An 18,456-nucleotide genomic window follows, 5' to 3' on the forward strand; every position below is an offset into this window, starting at 1 on the left:
TAGGCGACGACGTTGAACTGCTTGCCGGAGAAGTTCAGCCGCATGCCGTGGGTGAGGTGGCCGCCGTGCGCCAGGTCCAGGCCCAGGATGGTGTCACCGGGCTGGGCCAGCGCGAACAGCGCCGCCTGGTTCGCCGAGGCACCCGAGTGCGGCTGCACGTTCGCGTACTCCGCGCCGAACAGCTCCTTGACCCGGTCGATCGCGATCTGCTCGGCGACATCGACATGCTCGCAGCCGCCGTAGTAGCGCCGGCCCGGGTAGCCCTCGGCGTACTTGTTCGTGGCGACCGAGCCCTGCGCCTCCATCACCGCGACCGGAGCGAAGTTCTCCGACGCGATCATCTCCAGCGTCGACTGCTGACGCTCCAGCTCGGCATCCAGAGCCGCCGCGATCGCCGGATCCAGCTCGTGCAGGGATTGGTTGAAGAGGGTCATCGGCGCTCTCCTTGGGTGTGGGCGCGGTGGGCGGCGTAGGTGTCGGCGGACAGGGCGCCGGCGATGTTCTCGACCGGTAGCCCGAACAGCCGGCGGACGGTGTGGCGTGCGGCGTTGTCGAGGGAGGTCATACGGCGGGAGGGGCGTCGAGCCTGTTCTGCACCCAGGTGTGGAACTCGCCGATGTGATGCTCGCTGGGCACGAGGACGCCGCCCTTGGCGTAGGCCCGGGAGCTCATCCCCGGCTGAGTGCGCTCGCAGGCGTCGAAGTCCTGCTGGTTCACCCGGTGGAACAGCTCCACGGAACGCTCCACGTCCTTGCCGCTCTCCACCACGTGCGGGAGGTAGAGCCAGTCGCACTCGACGACCGTGCGGTCGTGCGCCATCGGGTACATCCGGTGGAAGATCACGTGGTCCGGCACCAAGTTGACGAACACCTGCGGCCTGACCGTGATGGCGTAGTAGCGGCGGTCCTGGTCGTCGGCGACACCGGGGATGCGGTCGAGGCCCGCCGAGCCGTCGACCGTGAAGCCCTCGACCTCGGCACCGAACTCGGCGCCGTGGCCGACGTAGTACTGCGCCGCGTAGCCGTCCGCGAACTCCGGGAGCACCTCCGTCAGTTCGGGGTGGATGGTGGCGCAGTGGTAGCACTCCATGAAGTTCTCGATGATGAGCTTCCAGTTGGCCTTCACGTCGTAGGTGATACGGCGGCCCACCTGGAGGCGGTCGATGTCGTAGCGGTCGATCGACTCGACGTCGCCGAGCCGCTCGACGACCGCGCCCATGACGTCGCCCTCGAAGGAGGGCGGGGTGTCGGCCAGGCACACCCACACATACCCGAGCCACTCCCGGACGTGGACGCCGACCAGTCCGTACGCGGTCCGGTCGATGTCCGGCATCGACGTCAGGTTGGGCGCGGCGACCAGCCTGCCGTCCAGTCCGTAGGTCCAGGCGTGGTACGGGCATTGGAAGGCCCGCTTGACCTCGCCGGACTCGGCCGTGCACAGCTTGGCACCGCGGTGCCGGCAGATGTTCAGGAACGCCTTGACCGAGCCGTCCCGGGAACGGGTGATCAGCACGCTCTCCCGGCCGACCTGATAGGTGCGGAAGCTCCCGGGCCTGTCCAGCTCCGCGGCGCGGGCCGCACAGAACCACATGGTCTCGAAGATCCGCTCCTGTTCCAGGGCGAACACCTCGGGGTCGGTGTAGTGCTCGCCCGGCAAGGTGGCGATCAGGCTCGGGGGCAGGCTGGTCGTGGTCATCGAAATCACCTCGGAGGGTCAAAGAGGCCGGAGGGGTCAGACGCACACACTTCGAGGGTCGGACTCGACCGACCGATTGTTGCTTATCACGCAACCATCGTCTCCATGAGCAACGACCGTCAAAACTGTCTCGTTGCGGACACCCACTGTCAAGGGCCCGGCCGGTCCGACGTCGGCCGCCGCCGCAACGGGCTGGGCAACGGGAGCCGCACAGCCGTCTTCCGTTGACATCACGGGCCGTGCGAGCATGCGGGCAGCCGGATCCGGCCGTCGCGAGGGCCCGCACCCGTCCGCACCTTCCGAGGAGCCCCGGGATCCATGAGCGCAGCCGCGTATAGTTGCGTCATGAGCAACTACGCGGCAGAGGGCGCAACATCGGGTCCCGCGGTCGGCGGCGTGCAGTCCGTCGACCGTGCCGTCAGCGTCCTGGAGATCCTCGCCCAGCGCGGCGAGGCGGGTGTCAGTGAGGTGGCCGCCGAGATCGACGTCCACAAGTCGACGGCGTTCCGTCTCCTCGGGGCGCTCGAGGCGCGCGGACTGGTCGAGCAGACGGCCGAGCGGGGCAAGTACCGCCTCGGCTTCGGGATCGTACGCCTGGCAGGTGCGGTCACCGGTCGTCTCGACGTCACCCAGCAGGGCCGGCAGGTGTGCGAGCGGCTCAGCGAGGAGATCGGCGAGACCGTCAACATCGCCGTGCTTCAGGAGCACTACGCGGTCAACCTGTATCAGGTACGCGGCCCGGGCGCCGTCGGCACCCACAACTGGGTCGGTCAGCTCACCCCGGTGCACGCCACGTCCAGCGGCAAGATCCTGCTGGCCCACCTGACGGCGGACGAGCGCGCCGAAGTGCTCGCGGCGTCCGGGCTTCAGAAGCTGACCCCGCGCACCCTGACCGCGAGGGCGAAGCTGGAGGGGAACCTCGCCGAGGCCCGTGAGCGCGGGTACGCGGTGACCCTGGAGGAACTGGAGATCGGGCTGCACGCCGTGGCGGCGCCGATCCGGGCACGCGAGGGCCAGGTCATCGCCGCCCTCAGCGCCTCGGGCCCCGCGTACCGCTTCACCGAGGAACGCATCCATGAGCTCGCGCCGACGCTGGTCAAGGGCGCGGACGAGATCAGCCACCGGATGGGCCATCTGGGCTGAGCCCACCCGGGTGGCTGGCGCGACGGCGAGGGCGGACACGGCCGTGGGCGCGGTGTCCCCGTCCCGGCGGCACGGGATTCGACCGAGGCCGGGACGGGGGCCGCTGCCCGGGAACGACCTACGAGATGCCCGACCAGGACGGGACGCCCCCGTCCTGGGTCGCTCAGAGGTGTTCCGTCGCCGCGTCGAGCAGCCAGTCCGCCAGATAGCCGGCGAACGACGAACGGACCAGCACCCAGAATCCGGCCCTGGGTTCGTCCCGGGCGACCAGCACGACCTGGGTGCGGCCCAGCGTCGTCTGGGCGCAGCGCCCGGAGCCGAACGCCCTCGGATGCAGGTCCAGCGGACAGCCGTGCGCCAGCAGGTCATGGGCGCGGGGGCCGGTCACCAGCAGGGTGGTGCGCTGTGCGGAGACGTCGGTGACCGAGACGGGCTCGTCCCCGGCCGCCTCCCGGATCCGGCTCTCCAGATCCCGCTCGCCGCCCGGCGGTCCGACCACCAGCCACTCGTCCGGGCCCAGCCACAGCGCGGTCAACGCGCCCGCACGCACGACGGTGTTCGGCTGGAGGGGCAACTGGAGGTCCAGCGCCAGTCCGACGGCCTCGGCCGCCGCTCCCTTGGCGTCGAGGCGGACGTTGACCTGGGTGAGGAAGGGGAGTTCGGCCAGCCGGATCGCGCCCCGGGAGGTGCGGGTGACGGCGGCCAGGCGGTCCGCGACCCGCGACAGGGGGCTGCGGAGCGGGACGGTCAGGGCGTTGTCAGCCATCGCGGCGGGCTCCTTCGGGGTCGTAGAGGACGGGGCTGGCGACGGTCACCGGGACCAATCGGTCACCCACGGGGGCGATCAGGCGCTCGCCGATGCGGTCGCGGCCGCCCTTGACCAGGGCGAGTGCGAAGGTCCGGCCGAGCGCCGCACTGCGGTAGCTGGACGTGACATGGCCGAGCATGGGGACCGGTGGGGTCAGCAGCACACCGTCGGCGATCAGGTGGGTGCCCTCCGGGAGGAAGGTGCCCGGGTCCTCGGGGAGGAGGCCGACCAGGTGCTTGCGGTCGGGCCGGGCGGTGTCGGCCCGGGCGTAGGAGCGCTTGCCGATGAAGTCGGGCTTCTTCTTCGACACCACCCAGCTCATGCCGAGGTCCTGGGGGGTGACGGTGCCGTCGGTGTCCTGGCCGATGATCGGGTAGCCCTTCTCGGCCCGCAGGACGTGCATGGTCTCGGTGCCGTACGGGGTGATGCCGTACGGGGCGCCGGCCTCGTACACGGCCTCCCACAGGGCGAGGGCCTGCCACGGGGACACGTTGATCTCGTAGGCGAGTTCGCCGGAGAAGCTGATCCGGCAGACCCGGGCCGCGATGCCGGCGACGGACGTCTCGCGCCAGGCCATGAACGGGAAGTCGTCGTTGCCGACCGCCAGTTCGGGCGCCAGCGCGCCCAGCACCTCGCGGGACTTCGGTCCGACCAGGGCGACCGTGGCCCACTGCTCGGTCACGGACGTGCAGTGGACCTTCAGCTCGGGCCACTCGGTCTGGTGCCACTCCTCCATCCAGTCCAGTACGGCGGCCGCGTTGCCCGTCGTCGTGGTGACCAGGAAGCGGTCCTGGGCGACACGGATGACGGTGCCGTCGTCGAAGACCATGCCGTCCGGGCGGCACATGACGCCGTAGCGGATCATGCCGACCTTCAGGGTACTCATCATGTTGGTGTAGAGCCGGTCGAGGAAGACGGCCGCGTCCGGGCCCTGTACGTCGATCTTGCCGAGGGTGGAGGCGTCCATGAAGCCCACGCTCTCGCGGGTCGCCCGGCACTCGCGCAGCACGGCGGTCTCCATGTCCTCGCCGTCCCGCGGGTAGTACCAGGGGCGCTTCCACTGGCCGACGTTCTCGAACAGGGCGCCGTGCGCGACATGCCATTCGTGCAGGGCGGTCGTGCGGACCGGATCACTGAGTGCGCCGCGGTCGCGGCCGGCGAGGGCGGCGAAGGAGACCGGGACGTACGGCGGCCGGAACGTGGTCGTGCCGAGTTCCGAGATGTCGACGCCGAGCAGTTCGGCGACGATGCCGCCGGCCAGGACGCCCGAGGTCTTGCCCTGGTCGTTGGCGGTACCGGCCGTGGTGTAGCGCTTGGTGTGCTCGACCGAGCGCAGTCCTGCGCCGGTCGCGCGGGCCAGGTCGTCGACGGTGACGTCGCGTTGCAGGTCGACGAAGCGCGGGGCGTCCGCGTCTCCCGGCACGTCGAACACATGCATGGGAGGTGTCCGCCGCGGCTGAGCGGCCGGTGCCGGGAGGCGGGGGGTCCCGGACCGGTAGCCCTCGGCCTCGACGGCACGGGCGCCGGCCGCCGCGCCCTGGGCCAGCACCCCTGCCAGGTCCAGGACACCGCTCGCGGAACCCGTGACCTCGACCGCCTGGCGGACGCTGTCGGGGACGAAGGAGCCCAGCTCCTCGTCGTGGCGGAGCTTGCCGCCGGACTGGCTGAACAGATGCACCACCGGGTTCCAGCCGCCGGAGACCAGCAGCAGGTCGGCGGCGAACTGCCGCTGTCCCGCGGACTCCCCGTACGGGGCGACGGTCACCGCGGTCAGGCGTGCCCCGCCCTCGGTGCCGGTGACGGCATGACCGGCCAGCACCTCGATGCCTGCGGCCCTCGCGCGCTCGGCCCACTCCCCCGGTTCGGGGCGGGTGTCGACGACGGCCGTGATGGCCAGGCCCGCTGCGGCAAGATCCAGGGCCGCGGCGTAGGCGCTGTCGTTGGTGGTGAAGACGACCGCGTGGCGGCCGGGCAGGACGCCGTGGCGGTTGACGTAGGTGCGGGCCGAGGCGGCCAGCATCACTCCGGGGCGGTCGTTGTCCGCGAAGGCGAGGGAGCGCTCGTGGGCGCCGGTGGCCAGGACGACCCGGCGGGCACGGATACGCCAGACGCGTTCGCGGGCGACGTGCTCGGGGGCGGCGCCGCCGAGGTGGTTGGTGCGGCGTTCGACGGCGAGAAGGTGGTTGTCGTCGTAGTAGCCGAAGACGGTGGTGCGGGGCAGGAGACGGACCTCGGGGGCGGTGGCGAGCTGTCCGCTGACTTCCTCCACCCAGTCGAGGTGTTCGCCCGTGCCGAGGAGGCTGCCGCCGGGCTCCGGCTGGTCGTCGGCCAGGATGACGCGGGCGCCGCTGCCGGCCGCCGCGGCTGCTGCCGCGAGGCCCGCCGGGCCGGCGCCTACGACCAGCACGTCGCAGTGGGCGTGTACGGCGTCGTAGCGGGCCGGGTCGGGGTCGGTGGCGAGGCGGCCCTGGCCTGGGAGGCTGCTCGCGACCAGGCCGTCGTACAGCTCGACGGTCGTCGCGGGGAGCATGGGCTCGGGGAAGGGCTCCTCGATCTGGACGACCGCGTTGGGCTCTTCGACGCCGGCGGAGAAGATGCCTCGGGGGCGGCCGAGCTTGATGCTGGTGCCTGCCTGGATGACGCCGTTGGCGAGGAGGGCGGAGGCGAGGGTGTCGCCCCTGAAGCCTTGGTATTCGGTGCCGTCGAAGGTGAAGGTGAGGGGCTCGTCGCGGTGGATTCGGCCGCGGGTCGGGTGGCGGAACGGCTGGGTTGACTCGCCCCCGCCGCCCCTACCCGTCCCGTCCTGAAGGGGCTCCGCCCCTTCGACCCCGCCAAGGGACTCTGCCCCCTGGACCCCCGTCGGCCCCGAAAGGGCCTCGTCCTCGAACTCCCCCAGAGGGGGTGCCCCCAGACGGGCTGAAAGGACTGGCCTCGGCCCGGGAGTTGCCGGGCGTTCCTCTCCCGTCCGGTACACCGTCAGGATCTCGTTCGTCGACGTGTCCCGTACCGCGTTGAACCAGCGGCGGCAGCCCGACGCGTGGCTCCAGCGTTCGGCGAAGGGGCCCTTGGTGTTGTCGCGGAAGAAGAGGTACCGGGCCCATTCCTCGTCGGTGAGGGACGCGGGGTCCTGCGGGTACGGCACATGGGCCTGGCCGCCGTAGTGGAACTCGGCCTCGTCGCGGGGCCCGCACCACGGGCAGGGGATGAGCAGCATGGATCGGCTCCCAGAGCTTCAGTGGTCCTAGTGGGCCACCGCGGCCGCGCCGTGCTCGTCGACGAGCGCGCCGGTGGTGAATCGGTCGAGCGAGAAGGGGGCGTTCAGGGCGTGCGGGGTGTCGTTGGCGATGGTGTGGGCGTAGACCCAGCCGACGCCCGGGGTGGCCTTGAAGCCGCCCGTCCCCCAGCCGCAGTTGAGGTAGAGGTTGTCGACGGGCGTGAGGCCGATGATCGGCGAGGCGTCCGGGCTGACGTCGACGATGCCGCCCCAGGTGCGCAGGACGTGGGCGCGGGCGAAGACCGGGAAGAGCTCCAGGGCCGCCGACATCTGCTCTTCGATGATGTGGAAGGCGCCGCGCTGCGTGTAGGAGTTGTAGGCGTCGATACCGGCGCCCATCACCAGCTCGCCCTTGTGGGCCTGGCTCACGTACACGTGGACGGCGTTGGACATGACGACGGTGGGGTGGATCGGCTCCAGGAGCTCCGAGACCAGGGCCTGCAACGGGTGGCTCTGGAGCGGGAGTTCGATGCCGGCCATCGCGGCGAGGACCGAGGTGTGGCCCGCCGAGCACAGCGCCACCTTGCCGGCCGCGATGGGGCCCAGGTTCGTCTGCACTCCCACGACCCGGCCACCGACCACGTCCAGGCCGGTGACCTCGCAGTTCTGGATGATGTCGATGCCCGCCGCGTCCGCCGAGCGGGCCAGGCCCCAGGCCACGTAGTCGTGCTTGGCGATGCCCGCGCGGGGCTGGTAGGTGGCGCCCAGGACCGGGTAGCGCACGTCCGGGGAGATGTTGACGATCGGGCAGACTTCCTTGACGCCGTCCGCGTCCAGCCACTCCGCGTCCACGCCGTTGAGGCGGTTCGCCTCGACGCGGCGCACGCTGTCGCGGACGTCCTGGAGGCTGTGCGCCAGGTTCAGCACGCCGCGCTGGGAGAAGAGGATCGGGTAGTCGAGCTCCTCCGCCAGTCCCTCCCACAGCTTGAGGGCGTGCTCGTAGATGCCGGCGCTCTCGTCCCACAGGTAGTTGGAGCGGATGATCGTGGTGTTGCGGGCCATGTTGCCGCCCGCGAGCCAGCCCTTCTCCAGCACGGCGACGTTGGTGATGCCATGGTTCCTGGCGAGGTAGTGGGCGGTGGCCAGGCCGTGTCCGCCGCCGCCGACGATGACGACGTCGTACGACCTTCTGGGCTCGGGGTTGCGCCACAGCCGGTCGGGGTGATCGGGGAGTTCGGCGCCGGGGGTGCGGGGGCTCATCGGAGGGCTCCGTCCGCTGGAAGGGACAGGTTCATACGGCGTTCGTGTTCCTCTCGGCGGCCTCGACGACGTTGGCGAGCAGCATCGCCCGTGTCATGGGTCCCACGCCGCCGGGCATCGGTGCGACCCAACCGGCGACCTGCTTCGCCCCCGGATGTATGTCGCCGACCAGGCTGCTGTCGGTGCGGGTGATGCCGACGTCCAGAACCACCGCGCCCGGGCGGAGCATGTCGGCGGTGATCAGTCCGGGCGAGCCGGCGGCCGCGACGACGATGTCCGCCTCGCGCACGTGCCAGGCCAGCCCCTTGGTGCCGGTGTGGCACAGGGTGACCGTGGCGTTCTCGGTGCGGCGGGTCAGCAACAGCCCGAGGGGACGGCCGACCGTGATGCCCCGGCCGATCACGCACACCCGCGCTCCGGCGATCGGCACCTGGTACCGGCGCAGCAGTTCGACGATGCCGCGCGGGGTGCACGGCAGCGGTGCCTCCTCGCCCAGGACGAGGCGGCCGAGGTTGACGGGGTGCAGGCCGTCGGCGTCCTTGGCCGGGTCCATGCGTTCCAGTACGGCGCCCGCGTCCAGGTGGGCGGGGAGCGGCAGTTGGACGATGTAGCCGGTGCAGGCCGGGTCGGCGTTGAGTTCGTCGATGACGTCCTCGACCTGCTGCTGCGAGGCGTCGGCGGGCAGGTCCCGGCGGATGGAGGCGATGCCGACCTGCGCACAGTCCCGGTGCTTCCCGGCGACGTAGGCGCGACTGCCGGGGTCCTCGCCGACGAGGACGGTGCCGAGTCCGGGCGGTCGGCCGCCGATCGCCGTCAACTTGGCCACGCGTTCGGCGAGTTCACGGCGGATGGCGGCGGCGGTGGCCTTGCCCTCAAGGAGTTGTGCGGTCACCGGTACTCCTTTCAAAAGGGATCTGCTGCAACGCCCTCCAAGGGCGCCGGGCTGTGTCCATGTGCGGCTCCGCCGCGTGGGCGCGACCGGCCACGACGGACGGGCGACCCATCCACAACCTGTCGCGGCACTCCCTTCAGGACTGTCACCCACGAAGTCGGGACATCGAGGGGTCGAACAGCGGCTCCTCGGCCACGACCGCCTCGACGCGCTGATCGAAGTAGCCGATGTGCAGAGTCCTGCCGGGGACGGCGAGTTCCGCCGGCAGCCATGCGTAAGCGATCCCCTTGCCGATCGTGTAGCCGTACGCGGCGCTCGTGACGTACCCGACCGCATGCTCGCCGTCGTACACCGGCTCCTTGCCCATGACGACCGACCACGGGTCGTCGATGGTGAGGCAGGTCAGCCTGCGCCGTACGTCGGACTTACGCCGCTCCAGCGCCGCCTTGCCGATGAAGTCGCCCTTGTCGAGCTTGACGGCGAAGCCGACGCCGGCCTCGTAGGGGTCGTGCTCGTAGGTCATGTCGGTGCCGAAGGAGCGGTAGCCCTTCTCCAGGCGGAGGCTGTTGAAGGCGCCGCGGCCGGCGATGACGCCGCCGAGGGGCTCCGCCGCCTGCCAGAGGGTGTCCCAGAGTTTCAGGCCCTGGTCGGCGGTGGTGTAGAGCTCCCAGCCCAGTTCGCCGACGTACGACAGGCGCATCGCCGTCACCGGGACGCTGCCGATGTAGGCGCGCTTGGCGCGGAAGTACTTCAGGCCGTCGTTGGTGAAGTCCTCGTCCGTCAGGGGCTGCAGGACCTTGCGGGCCAGCGGACCCCACAGGCCGATGCAGCAGGTGCCCGGCGTGATGTCGCGGACCTGGACCGTGCCGTCGGCGGGGAGGTGGCGGGTGAACCAGTCGAGGTCGAGGTTGCCGTTGGCGCCGACCTGGAAGAGGTCGCGGCCGAGGCGGGCGACGGTGATGTCGCTGCGGATGCCGCCGTCGTGGTCGAGCAGCAGCGTGTAGGTCACCGAACCGACCGACTTGGCGACCTTGCCGGTGCACAGGCGCTCCAGGAGGTCGGCCGCGCCGGGGCCGCTCACCTCCAGGCGCTTGAGGGCCGTCATGTCGTACATGGCGACGGTCTCGCGGGTGGCCTGCGCCTCGGCGCCGACGATGGGCGACCAGAACTGTGCGGCCCAGTCGTTGGGGGTGGGGATGTTGCGGCCTTCGACCAGCCGTGCGTTGGCCTCGTACCACTGCGGGCGCTCCCAGCCGTTCGCTTCCAGGAAGAACGCGCCGTGCTCCTGCTGGCGGGGGTGGAAGGGGCTGGTGCGGATCGGGCGCGGGTCGCCGGACGGCTGGAGCGGGTGGAGGATGTCGTAGACCTCGACGAAGTTCTGGCAGTCGCGGGCCAGGACGTACTGCGGGGAGAGCTGGTGCGGTTCGAAGCGGTTCACGTCGCACTCGTGCAGGTCGAAGGACGAGCAGTGGCCGTCGACCAGCCACTCGGCCATCGCCCGGCCCACGCCCGCGGAGTGGGTGACCCAGACGGCCTCGGCGACCCAGAAGCCCTTGACGTCCGGGGACTCGCCGAGAAGCGGGAAGTTGTCGGTGGTGAAGGAGAACAGGCCGTTGATGCCCTCCTCGACCTTCGCCTCCTTGGTGGCCGGGAGGAGGGACTGGGTCTCGGTCCAGGCCGGCTCGAAGTCCTCCTCGGTGAACTTCAGGACGGACGGCATGTCGTCGGCCTCGTCCACGGAGAGGATGTCGTCGGCGGAGATCGGCATCGGGCGGTGGCCGTAGTAGCCGATGCCGATGCCGTCGAAGCGGTCGCGGTAGTAGAGGTCGGCGTCCTGGTGGCGCAGGATCGGGCGGACCGCCTCCTCGGTCTGGCCGGCGAGGGCCGGGACGGGGCCGGTCCAGGCGAGCTGGTGGGCGAGCGGTGTGAGCGGGAGGTTCATGCCGGCCATGCGGGCGATCTTCGGGCCCCAGATGCCGGCGCAGCACACGACGATGTCCGCGGGGATCTCGCCCTGGTCGGTCAGGACGCCGGTCACCTCGCCGTCGGCGCGTAGCACGTCGAGGACCTCGTGGCTGGCGAGGAAGCGCACGCCGCGTTCCGTGGCCCGGCGGATCTGGGCCTCGACGGCGAGGACCGCCTTGGCGAGGCCGTCCGTCGGGACGAGGAGGCCGCCGAGGACCTTGTCGCGGTCGACGAGGGGGTGTTGCTCGACGCACTCCTCGGGGGTCAGCAGCCGGGACTCGATGCCCCAGGCCGTGATCCAGCCGTGGCGGCGGCGCAGTTCCGTGAGGCGCTCGGGGCTGGTGGCCACTTCGAGGCCGCCGACCTGGAGGAAGCAGGGCTTGCCGTCGACTTCGAGGGAGCAGAACTTCTCGACGGTGTAGCGGGCCAGTTCGGTCATGGTCTTGGAGGAGTTCGTCTGGAAGACCAGGCCTGGGGCGTGCGAGCTGGAGCCCCCGGTGGCCGGGAGCGGACCCTGGTCGACCACGGTCACTTCGGTCCAGCCTCGCGCGGAGAGCTCGTCCGCGAGCGCCGCACCGACGACTCCCGCTCCGATGATGACCACTCGGGGTCCCGCCATCGCCGCACCTCCGGTTGAGTTGCTTTCTGCGCAACGTGACTCAGGTTGCGCAACTCAATGTGCCTGCCGTGCAGGTAGGTGTCAAGAGGTCCGTTGACGTCGGAGAACGGCCTGGAAAACAGCAATACCCGGTGGGTGGTGCGCGTTGGTTCGCACCACCCACCGGGCATCCGTGAAGGGCCTACTTGATCCAGGCGTCCACCTTGGCGCGGTTGGCCTCGACCCACTTCTTGGCCGCCGCCTCGGGGGCCATCTTGTCGACGGCGATGTACTTGGCCACGACGTTCTGGTCCTCGTTGGTCCAGGTGAAGTTCTTCACCAGGTCATAGGCGGGGCTGCCGGACTTGGCGAACTTCGCGCTGACGATCTTGTCCAGTTCGTACACGGGGTAGTCGCAGTCGACCTTCTCCGTATCCGTGTCGCAACCCTGCTTGTAGTCGGGCAGCTTGACCTTGACGAGCGGCACCTCGGACATGAACCACTGCGGCTCGTAGAAGTAGCCGATCACCCATTCCTTGTTCTTCTCCGCCTTGCGGAAGGCCTGGATGAGGGCGGTCTCACTGCCCGCGTACACCACCTTGAAGTCCAGCTTCAGGTTCTTCACCAGCGCCTCGTCGTTGGTGACGAACGACGGGTCGCCGTCGAGGAGCTGCCCCTTTCCGCCCGACTCCGAGGTCTTGAACTCGGCCGCGTACTTGTCGAGGTTGTTCCAGTCGGTGATGTCGGGGTGCGCCTTGGCCAGCCACGGCGGTACGTACCAGCCGATGAGCCCCTTGTTGCCGGTCGGGCCGGCCTCGAGAGCCGTCTTCTGGTCGGTTATGTACTTCTTCTTCAGGTCGTCGTGGCCCCAGTTCTCGATGACGGCGTCGACCTCGCCCGTCCCGAAGCCCTGCCAGGCGATCTCCTCCTTGAGGTCCTTCTGGTTGACCTTGCAGCCGAGGTCGTGTTCCGCGACGTACGCGACGACGGCCGCGTTGGCCTCGTAGCCCACCCACGGGTTGACCGCGAGGTTGAAGGTGCCGCACTTGCCGGAGTCGCCCGAGCCGCCGGACCCCGCGGAGTCGTCGCCGACCTTCGCACCGCCGCAGGCGGTGAGGGTGAGGCCGAGGACGGCCAGTCCGGCCGCGCCGGCTCGCCAGTGTCTTGCCATGGTGTGGTGCTCCTTATGCGCTGGTGCGGCGAGCCGCCGCCTGAGTGATCCGGTCGAACATGACGCCGAGAAGGACGATGGCGAGCCCCGCGGCGAGCCCCTTCCCGTAGAGCTGGCCCTGCGAGAAGCCGGCCACGACGTCGTAGCCGAGGGCGCCCGCGCCCACCAGGCCGCCCACCACGACCATCGAGAGGACGTAGATCAGGCCCTGGTTGGTCGCGAGTGTCAGGGCGCTGCGCGCCATCGGGAGCTGGACCTTGGTGATGATCTGCCAGGTGTTGCACCCGGCGGCGGTGGCCGCCTCCACGGTGGTGGCGGGCACGTTCCGGACCCCGTCCGCGATGATCTTCATGGCGACGGGGGCCGCGTAGACGACGGCGGCGACGATCGCCGTGAAGCGGGTCGCGCCGAACAGTGCGAGGAACGGCACGAGATACACGAACGGCGGCATGACCTGGGCCGCGTCCAGGCTTGGCCGCAGCAGCCGGTCGACGAGGGCGCTGCGGCCCATCCATACGCCGAAGCCGATGCCGAGGAGCATCACGAGCACCGTGGCGACGACGGTCGACGCCAGTGTCGTCATGCTGTCGGACCACACCCCGGTGCCGACGAGGAGGCCCACGCAGACGGCCGTGGTGATGCCGGCGCGCCATCCTCCGAGGACGACGGCGAGCGCGATCAGGGCCGCGCCGACGAGCCACCACGGGGAGTCGGTGAGCAGCGTCTGGAAGGGGTTGAGCAGTCCGTTGGTGATGGCGTCGCGGAAGGCGTTGGTGAGACCGGACAGGTTGTCCTGCGCCCAGGTGGTCACGCTGTCCGCCCCGCTGGAGATGGCGCTGCCCACGCCTCCCTCGCCGGGGAACTCCGCCGCCCACACATAGGTGTGCGAGAGGTAGACGAGGACCGCCGCGGCCGCGGCGCCCACGCCGAGCAGGGGGCGGCGCCAGGCCAGGAAGCGGTTCTTCGAGCGCCGGGCCGCCTCCTCGCGGACGCTCGCCGCGGTGGTGACGCGGTCGAGCACGATGGCCATGACGACGATCGCGAGACCGGCGTTGAAGGCTGTGCCGACGTCGAGCGACTGGAGAGCCTGGACGACGGTCTTGCCGAGGCCGGGCGCGTCGATCAGGGCGGCGATGGTCACCATGGCCAGGGCGGCCATGATGGTCTGGTTGACGCCCATGACCACGGTCCGCTTGGACATCGGCAGCAGCACCTTCGTCAGGGCCTGCCGCCGGGTGGCACCCAGCGAGTCGGCCGCCTCCACCGTGGTCGTCGGCACGGAGCGGATGGCGTGCGCGGTGATCCGGATCGCGGGCGGCGCCGCGTAGACGAGCGTGGCGATGGTGGCGGAGGCCGGGCCGATGAGGAAGAACAGGGTCAGCGGGGCCAGGTAGACGAAGGTCGGCATCGTCTGCATGAAGTCCAGGAAGGGCGTCATGATCCGGTTGACCCGGTCGGACAGCCCCGCCCAGACGCCCAGCGGGATCGCGAACAGCAGCGCCACGAAGACGGCGGAGACGGTCAGCGCCAGCGTGTCCATGCTCTCCTGCCACAGGCCCTGGAGCCCGAGGAAGGTGAATCCGGCGACCGCCAGCAGCGCGACCCGCCAGTTGCCCACGGCCCAGGAGACGTAGCCGGCGATGCCGACGACTCCGAGCCAGCCGATCTGCGGGACGGGCCGGCCGGCGCCCGGCTGCGAGATCAGCTCCTGGACGAAGGTCACCAGGGAGTCGATGACGAGGCGGATCTCGTTGAAGAAGTACAGGAAGAGCGGGTTGGAGTTGCGGTCCGCGCCGATCGAGTCGTTGACGTCGTTGAACCAGCGGTGCAGATCGGTGAGGTCGGCCGCGGCCAGGGTCAGGGTCTGTTTTCCGCGCAGGACGGCGAAGAGCACCAGCCAGACGACGACGATCGCGGCGACCACCATGGACCGGCTGATCCCGCGTTCGGGCCTGACGGGAGCGGGCGGTTCCTCGACGGACGCCGTCTTGTGCGGTTTCTCCATCGCGACGGTCATCACGCGGCGCCTTCCGTCCCGGCGACCACAGCGAGGATCTCCTCGTCGCCGACGATGCCGAGCAGCTTGCCGTCCTCGACGACCTTGACCGGCTTGTCGGCCGCGAGGACGGCCCGGGTGGCCTCCTTCACGACGACGTCCGGCCCGAGTTCGGGACCGTCCAGGGCGTCGCCGTCCGCCACCGGGCGCATGATCCAGCGCAGGGTCAGCACATCGCCGCGCGGGACGTCCTTGACGAACTCGCGGACGTAGTCGTCCGCCGGGGCGCCGACGAGTTCGTCGCCGGTGCCGCACTGGACCATCTTGCCGTCGCGCATGATGAGGATGCGGTCGCCCAGCTTGAGGGCCTCGGAGAGGTCGTGGGTGATGAACACCATCGTCTTGCCGACCTCGTGGTGCAGCCGGATGACCTCGTTCTGCATGTCGCGCCGGATCAGCGGGTCGAGCGCCGAGAACGGTTCGTCGAAGAAGAGGACGTCGGGATCCCCGGCCAACGCCCGGGCCAGGCCCACGCGTTGCTGCATGCCGCCGGAGAGCTGGTCGGGGTAGGAGTTCTCGTAGCCGGCGAGGCCGACCAGTTCGACGACCTCCTGGGCGCGCTTGACGCGCTCGGCCCTGCCCATGCCGCGGATCTCCAGACCGAACGCCACGTTCTCGACGACGCGACGGTGGGGCAGCAGACCGAAGTGCTGGAAGACCATGGAGAACTTGCGGCGCCGCAGGTCGCGCAGGCGCGCGGCGTCGGCCTGGCGGATGTCCTCGCCCTCGAAGACGACCTCGCCGGCGGTGGGTTCGATCAGCCGGGTGAGACATCGCACCAGGGTGGACTTGCCGGAGCCCGACAGGCCCATGACGACGAAGACCTCGCCGGGCGAGACGTCGAAGTGGACGTCGCGTACGGCGGCGGTACATCCGGTGCGGTCCATGAGCTCGCGGCGGGTGAGGCCGCACAACTCCTCGGATTCCGGCACCTGGTCGGCCTTCGGCCCGAACACCTTCCACAGCCTGCGAACGGAGATGACCGGGGTGGGGCCCGAGTCCTGGGGCGTGCCGCGCCGCTGCGGCACCTCGGTCTGAGTGGTCACTTTCGACCTCATTTCGGCGTTCAGCCGCGGAACCAGTGCTGCGGCCGGGGTTGGATGTTCTGCCAGATGTGTTTGGGCTCTCGGTACTCGTTCAGACCGGTCGGTCCCAGCTCCCGCCCCACGCCCGAGTGCCCGAAGCCACCCCATTCCGCTTGCGGCACGTAGGGGTGGTAGTCGTTGATCCACACCGTGCCGTGGCGCAGTCGCCGGGCGACCCGCTGGGCCCTTCCGGCGTCCTGGGTCCACACGGCTCCGGCGAGTCCGTACTCGGTGTCGTTGGCGATGCGTACGGCGTCGTCCTCGTCGGTGAAGCGCTCCACGGTGAGCACGGGTCCGAAGGACTCCTCGTGCACCACCCGCATGTCCTGCCGGCACTCGTCGAGCACGGTGGGCAGGTAGTAGTGGCCGTTTGCCAGGGCGGGGTCGTCGGGGCGCGCGCCGCCGCAGCGCAGTACGGCGCCCTCGGCGAGGCCGGAGGCGACGTACGCCTCGACCTTCTCCCGGTGCTGTGCGGAGATCAGCGCCCCGGTCTCGGCGTCGGGGTCGAAGGGGCCGCCGAGGCGGATCTGCCGGGCCCGGCGGACGACCTCGTCGACGAAGCGGTCGTGCAGGGTGTCCTCGACGATCAGCCGTGCGCCGGCCGAGCAGACCTGTCCCGAGTGCAGGAAGACCGCGGTGAGGGCGAAGTCGACGGCCGTGTCGAAGTCGGCGTCGGCGAAGACGACGTTGGGGTTCTTGCCGCCGAGTTCCAGGGCGACCTTCTTCACGGTCGACGCGGCGGTGGCCATGATGCGCCTGCCGGTGTCGAGTCCGCCGGTGAAGGAGACCATGTCGACGCGGGGGTCCTCGGACAGCGGCGCGCCCGCCTCGGGCCCCGCGCCCAGGACGAGATTGGCGACGCCGGCCGGGAGCCCGGCCTCCTCCAGCGCCCGCATCAGCAGGACGGAGGTGGAGGGGGTGAGCTCGCTGGGCTTGAGGACGATGGTGTTGCCGGCGAGGAGCGCCGGGGCGACCTTCCAACTCGCCTGGAGCAGTGGGTAGTTCCAGGGCGTGATCAGTCCGCACACGCCAACCGGCTCGTACACGACGCGACTCACGGCGTCGTCCCGGCCGGTGTCGATCACCCGCCCGGCGTCGGTGCCGCCGAGGCCGCCGTAGTGGCGCAGACAGGAGACGACGTCGGCGATGTCGTACTCGCTCTCCACCAGGCGTTTGCCGGTGTCCAGGGACTCAGCGCGGGCGAAGTCCTTGGCGTCGCGTTCGAGGATGTCGGCGGTGCGCAGCAGCAGCGCGCCGCGCTCTCGCTCGGGGGTGTTCGGCCAGTGCCCCGCGTCGAAGGCACGGCGGGCGGCGGCGATCGCGGCCTCGGTGTCGGGGCGGGTCGCTTCGGAGACGGTCGCCGAGAGCGTGCCGTCAGCGGGACATCGGATCTCCCGCTGCCCACCGGCCACGGGATCCCGCCATTCGCCATCCACGTACAGGTCTGCCACGCGCCGAGCCTTTCAACAGAAATTCGTTGCGCATCATGCACCCGATTGCTTGTGGTGGAACACCCTGGCGAATGTCCAGACAGTCGTCAAGGGGTTCGCCGATGACGATTCAGTCATGCGATCACTTATCCTCCCGACCCTTGACCGGGAGGGGTGACAAGCCGACCATGTTGCGTATCGCTCACCATGTTGTGCAATGCGCACCGACGGAGGCCGCACATGTCCCCTCGACCGCAACCTGGCCGTGAGTACGTCCTCACTCTCTCCTGTCCCGACCGCGCCGGACTGGTCCACGCAGTGAGCGGCTTTCTCGTGAGGAACTCCGGCAACATCCTGGAAAGCCAGCAGTTCGACGACCGGCTTCAGGACCGTTTCTTCATGAGGGTTCACTTCGATGTTTCGGATCCGAACACCGATCTGGAAAACCTGCGTTACCGGTTCGGGCCCGTCGCCCAGGCCTACGGAATCACCTGGACCCTGGCCGACGCCGCCACCCCCACCCGGACCCTGATCATGGTGTCCAAGTTCGGCCACTGCCTGAACGACCTGCTCTTCCGCCGGCGCACCGGCGCCCTCAACATCGAGATCCCGGCGATCGTCTCCAACCACCGGGACTTCGAGGGACTCGCCGAGACGTACGGCATCCCCTTCCACCACGTCCCGGTCACCAAAGACACCAAGCCCGAGGCCGAGGCACGGTTGCTGGAGCTGGTGCGCGAACTGGACGTCGACCTGGTGGTACTGGCCCGCTACATGCAGATCCTCTCCGACGACCTGTGCAAGCAGCTCGAAGGCCGGGCCATCAACATCCACCACTCCTTCCTGCCCAGCTTCAAGGGCGCCCGCCCCTACGAGCAGGCGTACACGCGCGGTGTGAAGCTGGTCGGCGCGACGGCCCACTACGTGACGCCGGATCTGGACGAGGGGCAGATCATCGAGCAGGACGTGGTCCGCGTGGACCACTCGCTCGACCCCGGCGAGCTGGTCACGGTCGGCCGGGACGTGGAGGCACAGGTCCTCGCGCACGCGGTGAAGTGGCACAGCGAGAGCCGCGTGATGGTGGACGGCAACCGCACGGTGGTCTTCCGCTGAGCGGTACCGGCGGTGGGGCGGGACCG

13 protein-coding genes and 1 pseudogene are annotated in these 18,456 nt (G+C 70.1%); 2 read left to right on the top strand and 12 right to left on the bottom strand.

Annotated features, from left to right (window positions below; all coding sequences use genetic code 11):
• The 3 genes and pseudogenes from ACZ69Q_RS43930 to ACZ69Q_RS43940 form a co-directional block, all read right to left on the bottom strand.
• Positions 1-434, bottom strand: a pseudogene (locus tag ACZ69Q_RS43930) (serine hydroxymethyltransferase); the annotation flags it as partial.
• Positions 431-565, bottom strand: a complete 135-nt coding sequence (locus ACZ69Q_RS43935; protein ID WP_471054190.1) for a hypothetical protein — start codon at positions 563-565, stop codon at positions 431-433. The gene ACZ69Q_RS43935 and the pseudogene ACZ69Q_RS43930, both read right to left, overlap by 4 nt.
• Positions 562-1,695 carry an aromatic ring-hydroxylating oxygenase subunit alpha gene (locus tag ACZ69Q_RS43940; protein WP_471054193.1) on the bottom strand — a complete coding sequence of 378 codons (1,134 nt, stop codon included), beginning with the start codon at positions 1,693-1,695 and terminating at the stop codon, positions 562-564. The genes ACZ69Q_RS43935 and ACZ69Q_RS43940 overlap by 4 nt, the downstream gene beginning before the upstream one ends.
• Positions 1,696-2,040: 345 nt before the next feature.
• Between ACZ69Q_RS43940 and ACZ69Q_RS43945 the strand changes: the two genes are divergently transcribed.
• Complete coding sequence (locus ACZ69Q_RS43945) at positions 2,041-2,838, top strand: IclR family transcriptional regulator (RefSeq protein ID WP_471054195.1); 798 nt, start codon at positions 2,041-2,043, stop codon at positions 2,836-2,838.
• Between the two features lie 163 nt (positions 2,839-3,001).
• Here ACZ69Q_RS43945 and ACZ69Q_RS43950 read toward each other — a convergent pair whose 3' ends face one another.
• The 9 genes from ACZ69Q_RS43950 to ACZ69Q_RS43990 form a co-directional block, all read right to left on the bottom strand.
• On the bottom strand, positions 3,002-3,604 hold the full coding sequence (locus tag ACZ69Q_RS43950; protein ID WP_471054198.1) for a sarcosine oxidase subunit gamma: 603 nt from the start codon (positions 3,602-3,604) through the stop codon (positions 3,002-3,004).
• Positions 3,597-6,860, bottom strand: coding sequence for a sarcosine oxidase subunit alpha family protein (locus ACZ69Q_RS43955; RefSeq protein ID WP_471054200.1), 3,264 nt, complete (start codon positions 6,858-6,860; stop codon positions 3,597-3,599). The genes ACZ69Q_RS43950 and ACZ69Q_RS43955 overlap by 8 nt, the downstream gene beginning before the upstream one ends.
• Positions 6,861-6,887: 27 nt before the next feature.
• Positions 6,888-8,120, bottom strand: a complete 1,233-nt coding sequence (locus tag ACZ69Q_RS43960; protein WP_471054203.1) for a sarcosine oxidase subunit beta family protein — start codon at positions 8,118-8,120, stop codon at positions 6,888-6,890.
• A 31-nt stretch (positions 8,121-8,151) separates the two neighbouring features.
• On the bottom strand, positions 8,152-9,012 hold the full coding sequence (locus tag ACZ69Q_RS43965) for a bifunctional methylenetetrahydrofolate dehydrogenase/methenyltetrahydrofolate cyclohydrolase (protein ID WP_471054206.1): 861 nt from the start codon (positions 9,010-9,012) through the stop codon (positions 8,152-8,154).
• A gap of 145 nt (positions 9,013-9,157) precedes the next feature.
• A complete protein-coding gene (locus ACZ69Q_RS43970) occupies positions 9,158-11,596 on the bottom strand; it encodes a GcvT family protein (RefSeq protein WP_471054208.1) in 2,439 nt (812 codons plus the stop codon).
• A gap of 181 nt (positions 11,597-11,777) precedes the next feature.
• Positions 11,778-12,746 (bottom strand): ABC transporter substrate-binding protein, encoded by a 969-nt coding sequence (locus ACZ69Q_RS43975; protein ID WP_471054211.1) that lies wholly within the window; start codon positions 12,744-12,746, stop codon positions 11,778-11,780.
• A gap of 13 nt (positions 12,747-12,759) precedes the next feature.
• A complete protein-coding gene (locus ACZ69Q_RS43980) occupies positions 12,760-14,763 on the bottom strand; it encodes an ABC transporter permease (RefSeq protein WP_471054213.1) in 2,004 nt (667 codons plus the stop codon).
• Positions 14,763-15,848 (bottom strand): quaternary amine ABC transporter ATP-binding protein, encoded by a 1,086-nt coding sequence (locus tag ACZ69Q_RS43985; RefSeq protein WP_471054216.1) that lies wholly within the window; start codon positions 15,846-15,848, stop codon positions 14,763-14,765. The genes ACZ69Q_RS43980 and ACZ69Q_RS43985 overlap by 1 nt, the downstream gene beginning before the upstream one ends.
• A gap of 20 nt (positions 15,849-15,868) precedes the next feature.
• Positions 15,869-17,338 carry an aldehyde dehydrogenase family protein gene (locus tag ACZ69Q_RS43990; protein WP_471054219.1) on the bottom strand — a complete coding sequence of 490 codons (1,470 nt, stop codon included), beginning with the start codon at positions 17,336-17,338 and terminating at the stop codon, positions 15,869-15,871.
• Positions 17,339-17,557: 219 nt separating this feature from the next.
• On the opposite strand from ACZ69Q_RS43990, the gene purU reads away from it, so the two are divergent.
• Positions 17,558-18,430 (top strand): formyltetrahydrofolate deformylase, encoded by an 873-nt coding sequence (gene purU / locus ACZ69Q_RS43995; protein ID WP_471054221.1) that lies wholly within the window; start codon positions 17,558-17,560, stop codon positions 18,428-18,430.
• Positions 18,431-18,456 lie beyond the last annotated feature (26 nt).

The sequence above is a fragment of the Streptomyces sp. NPDC036764 genome (assembly GCF_055609385.1).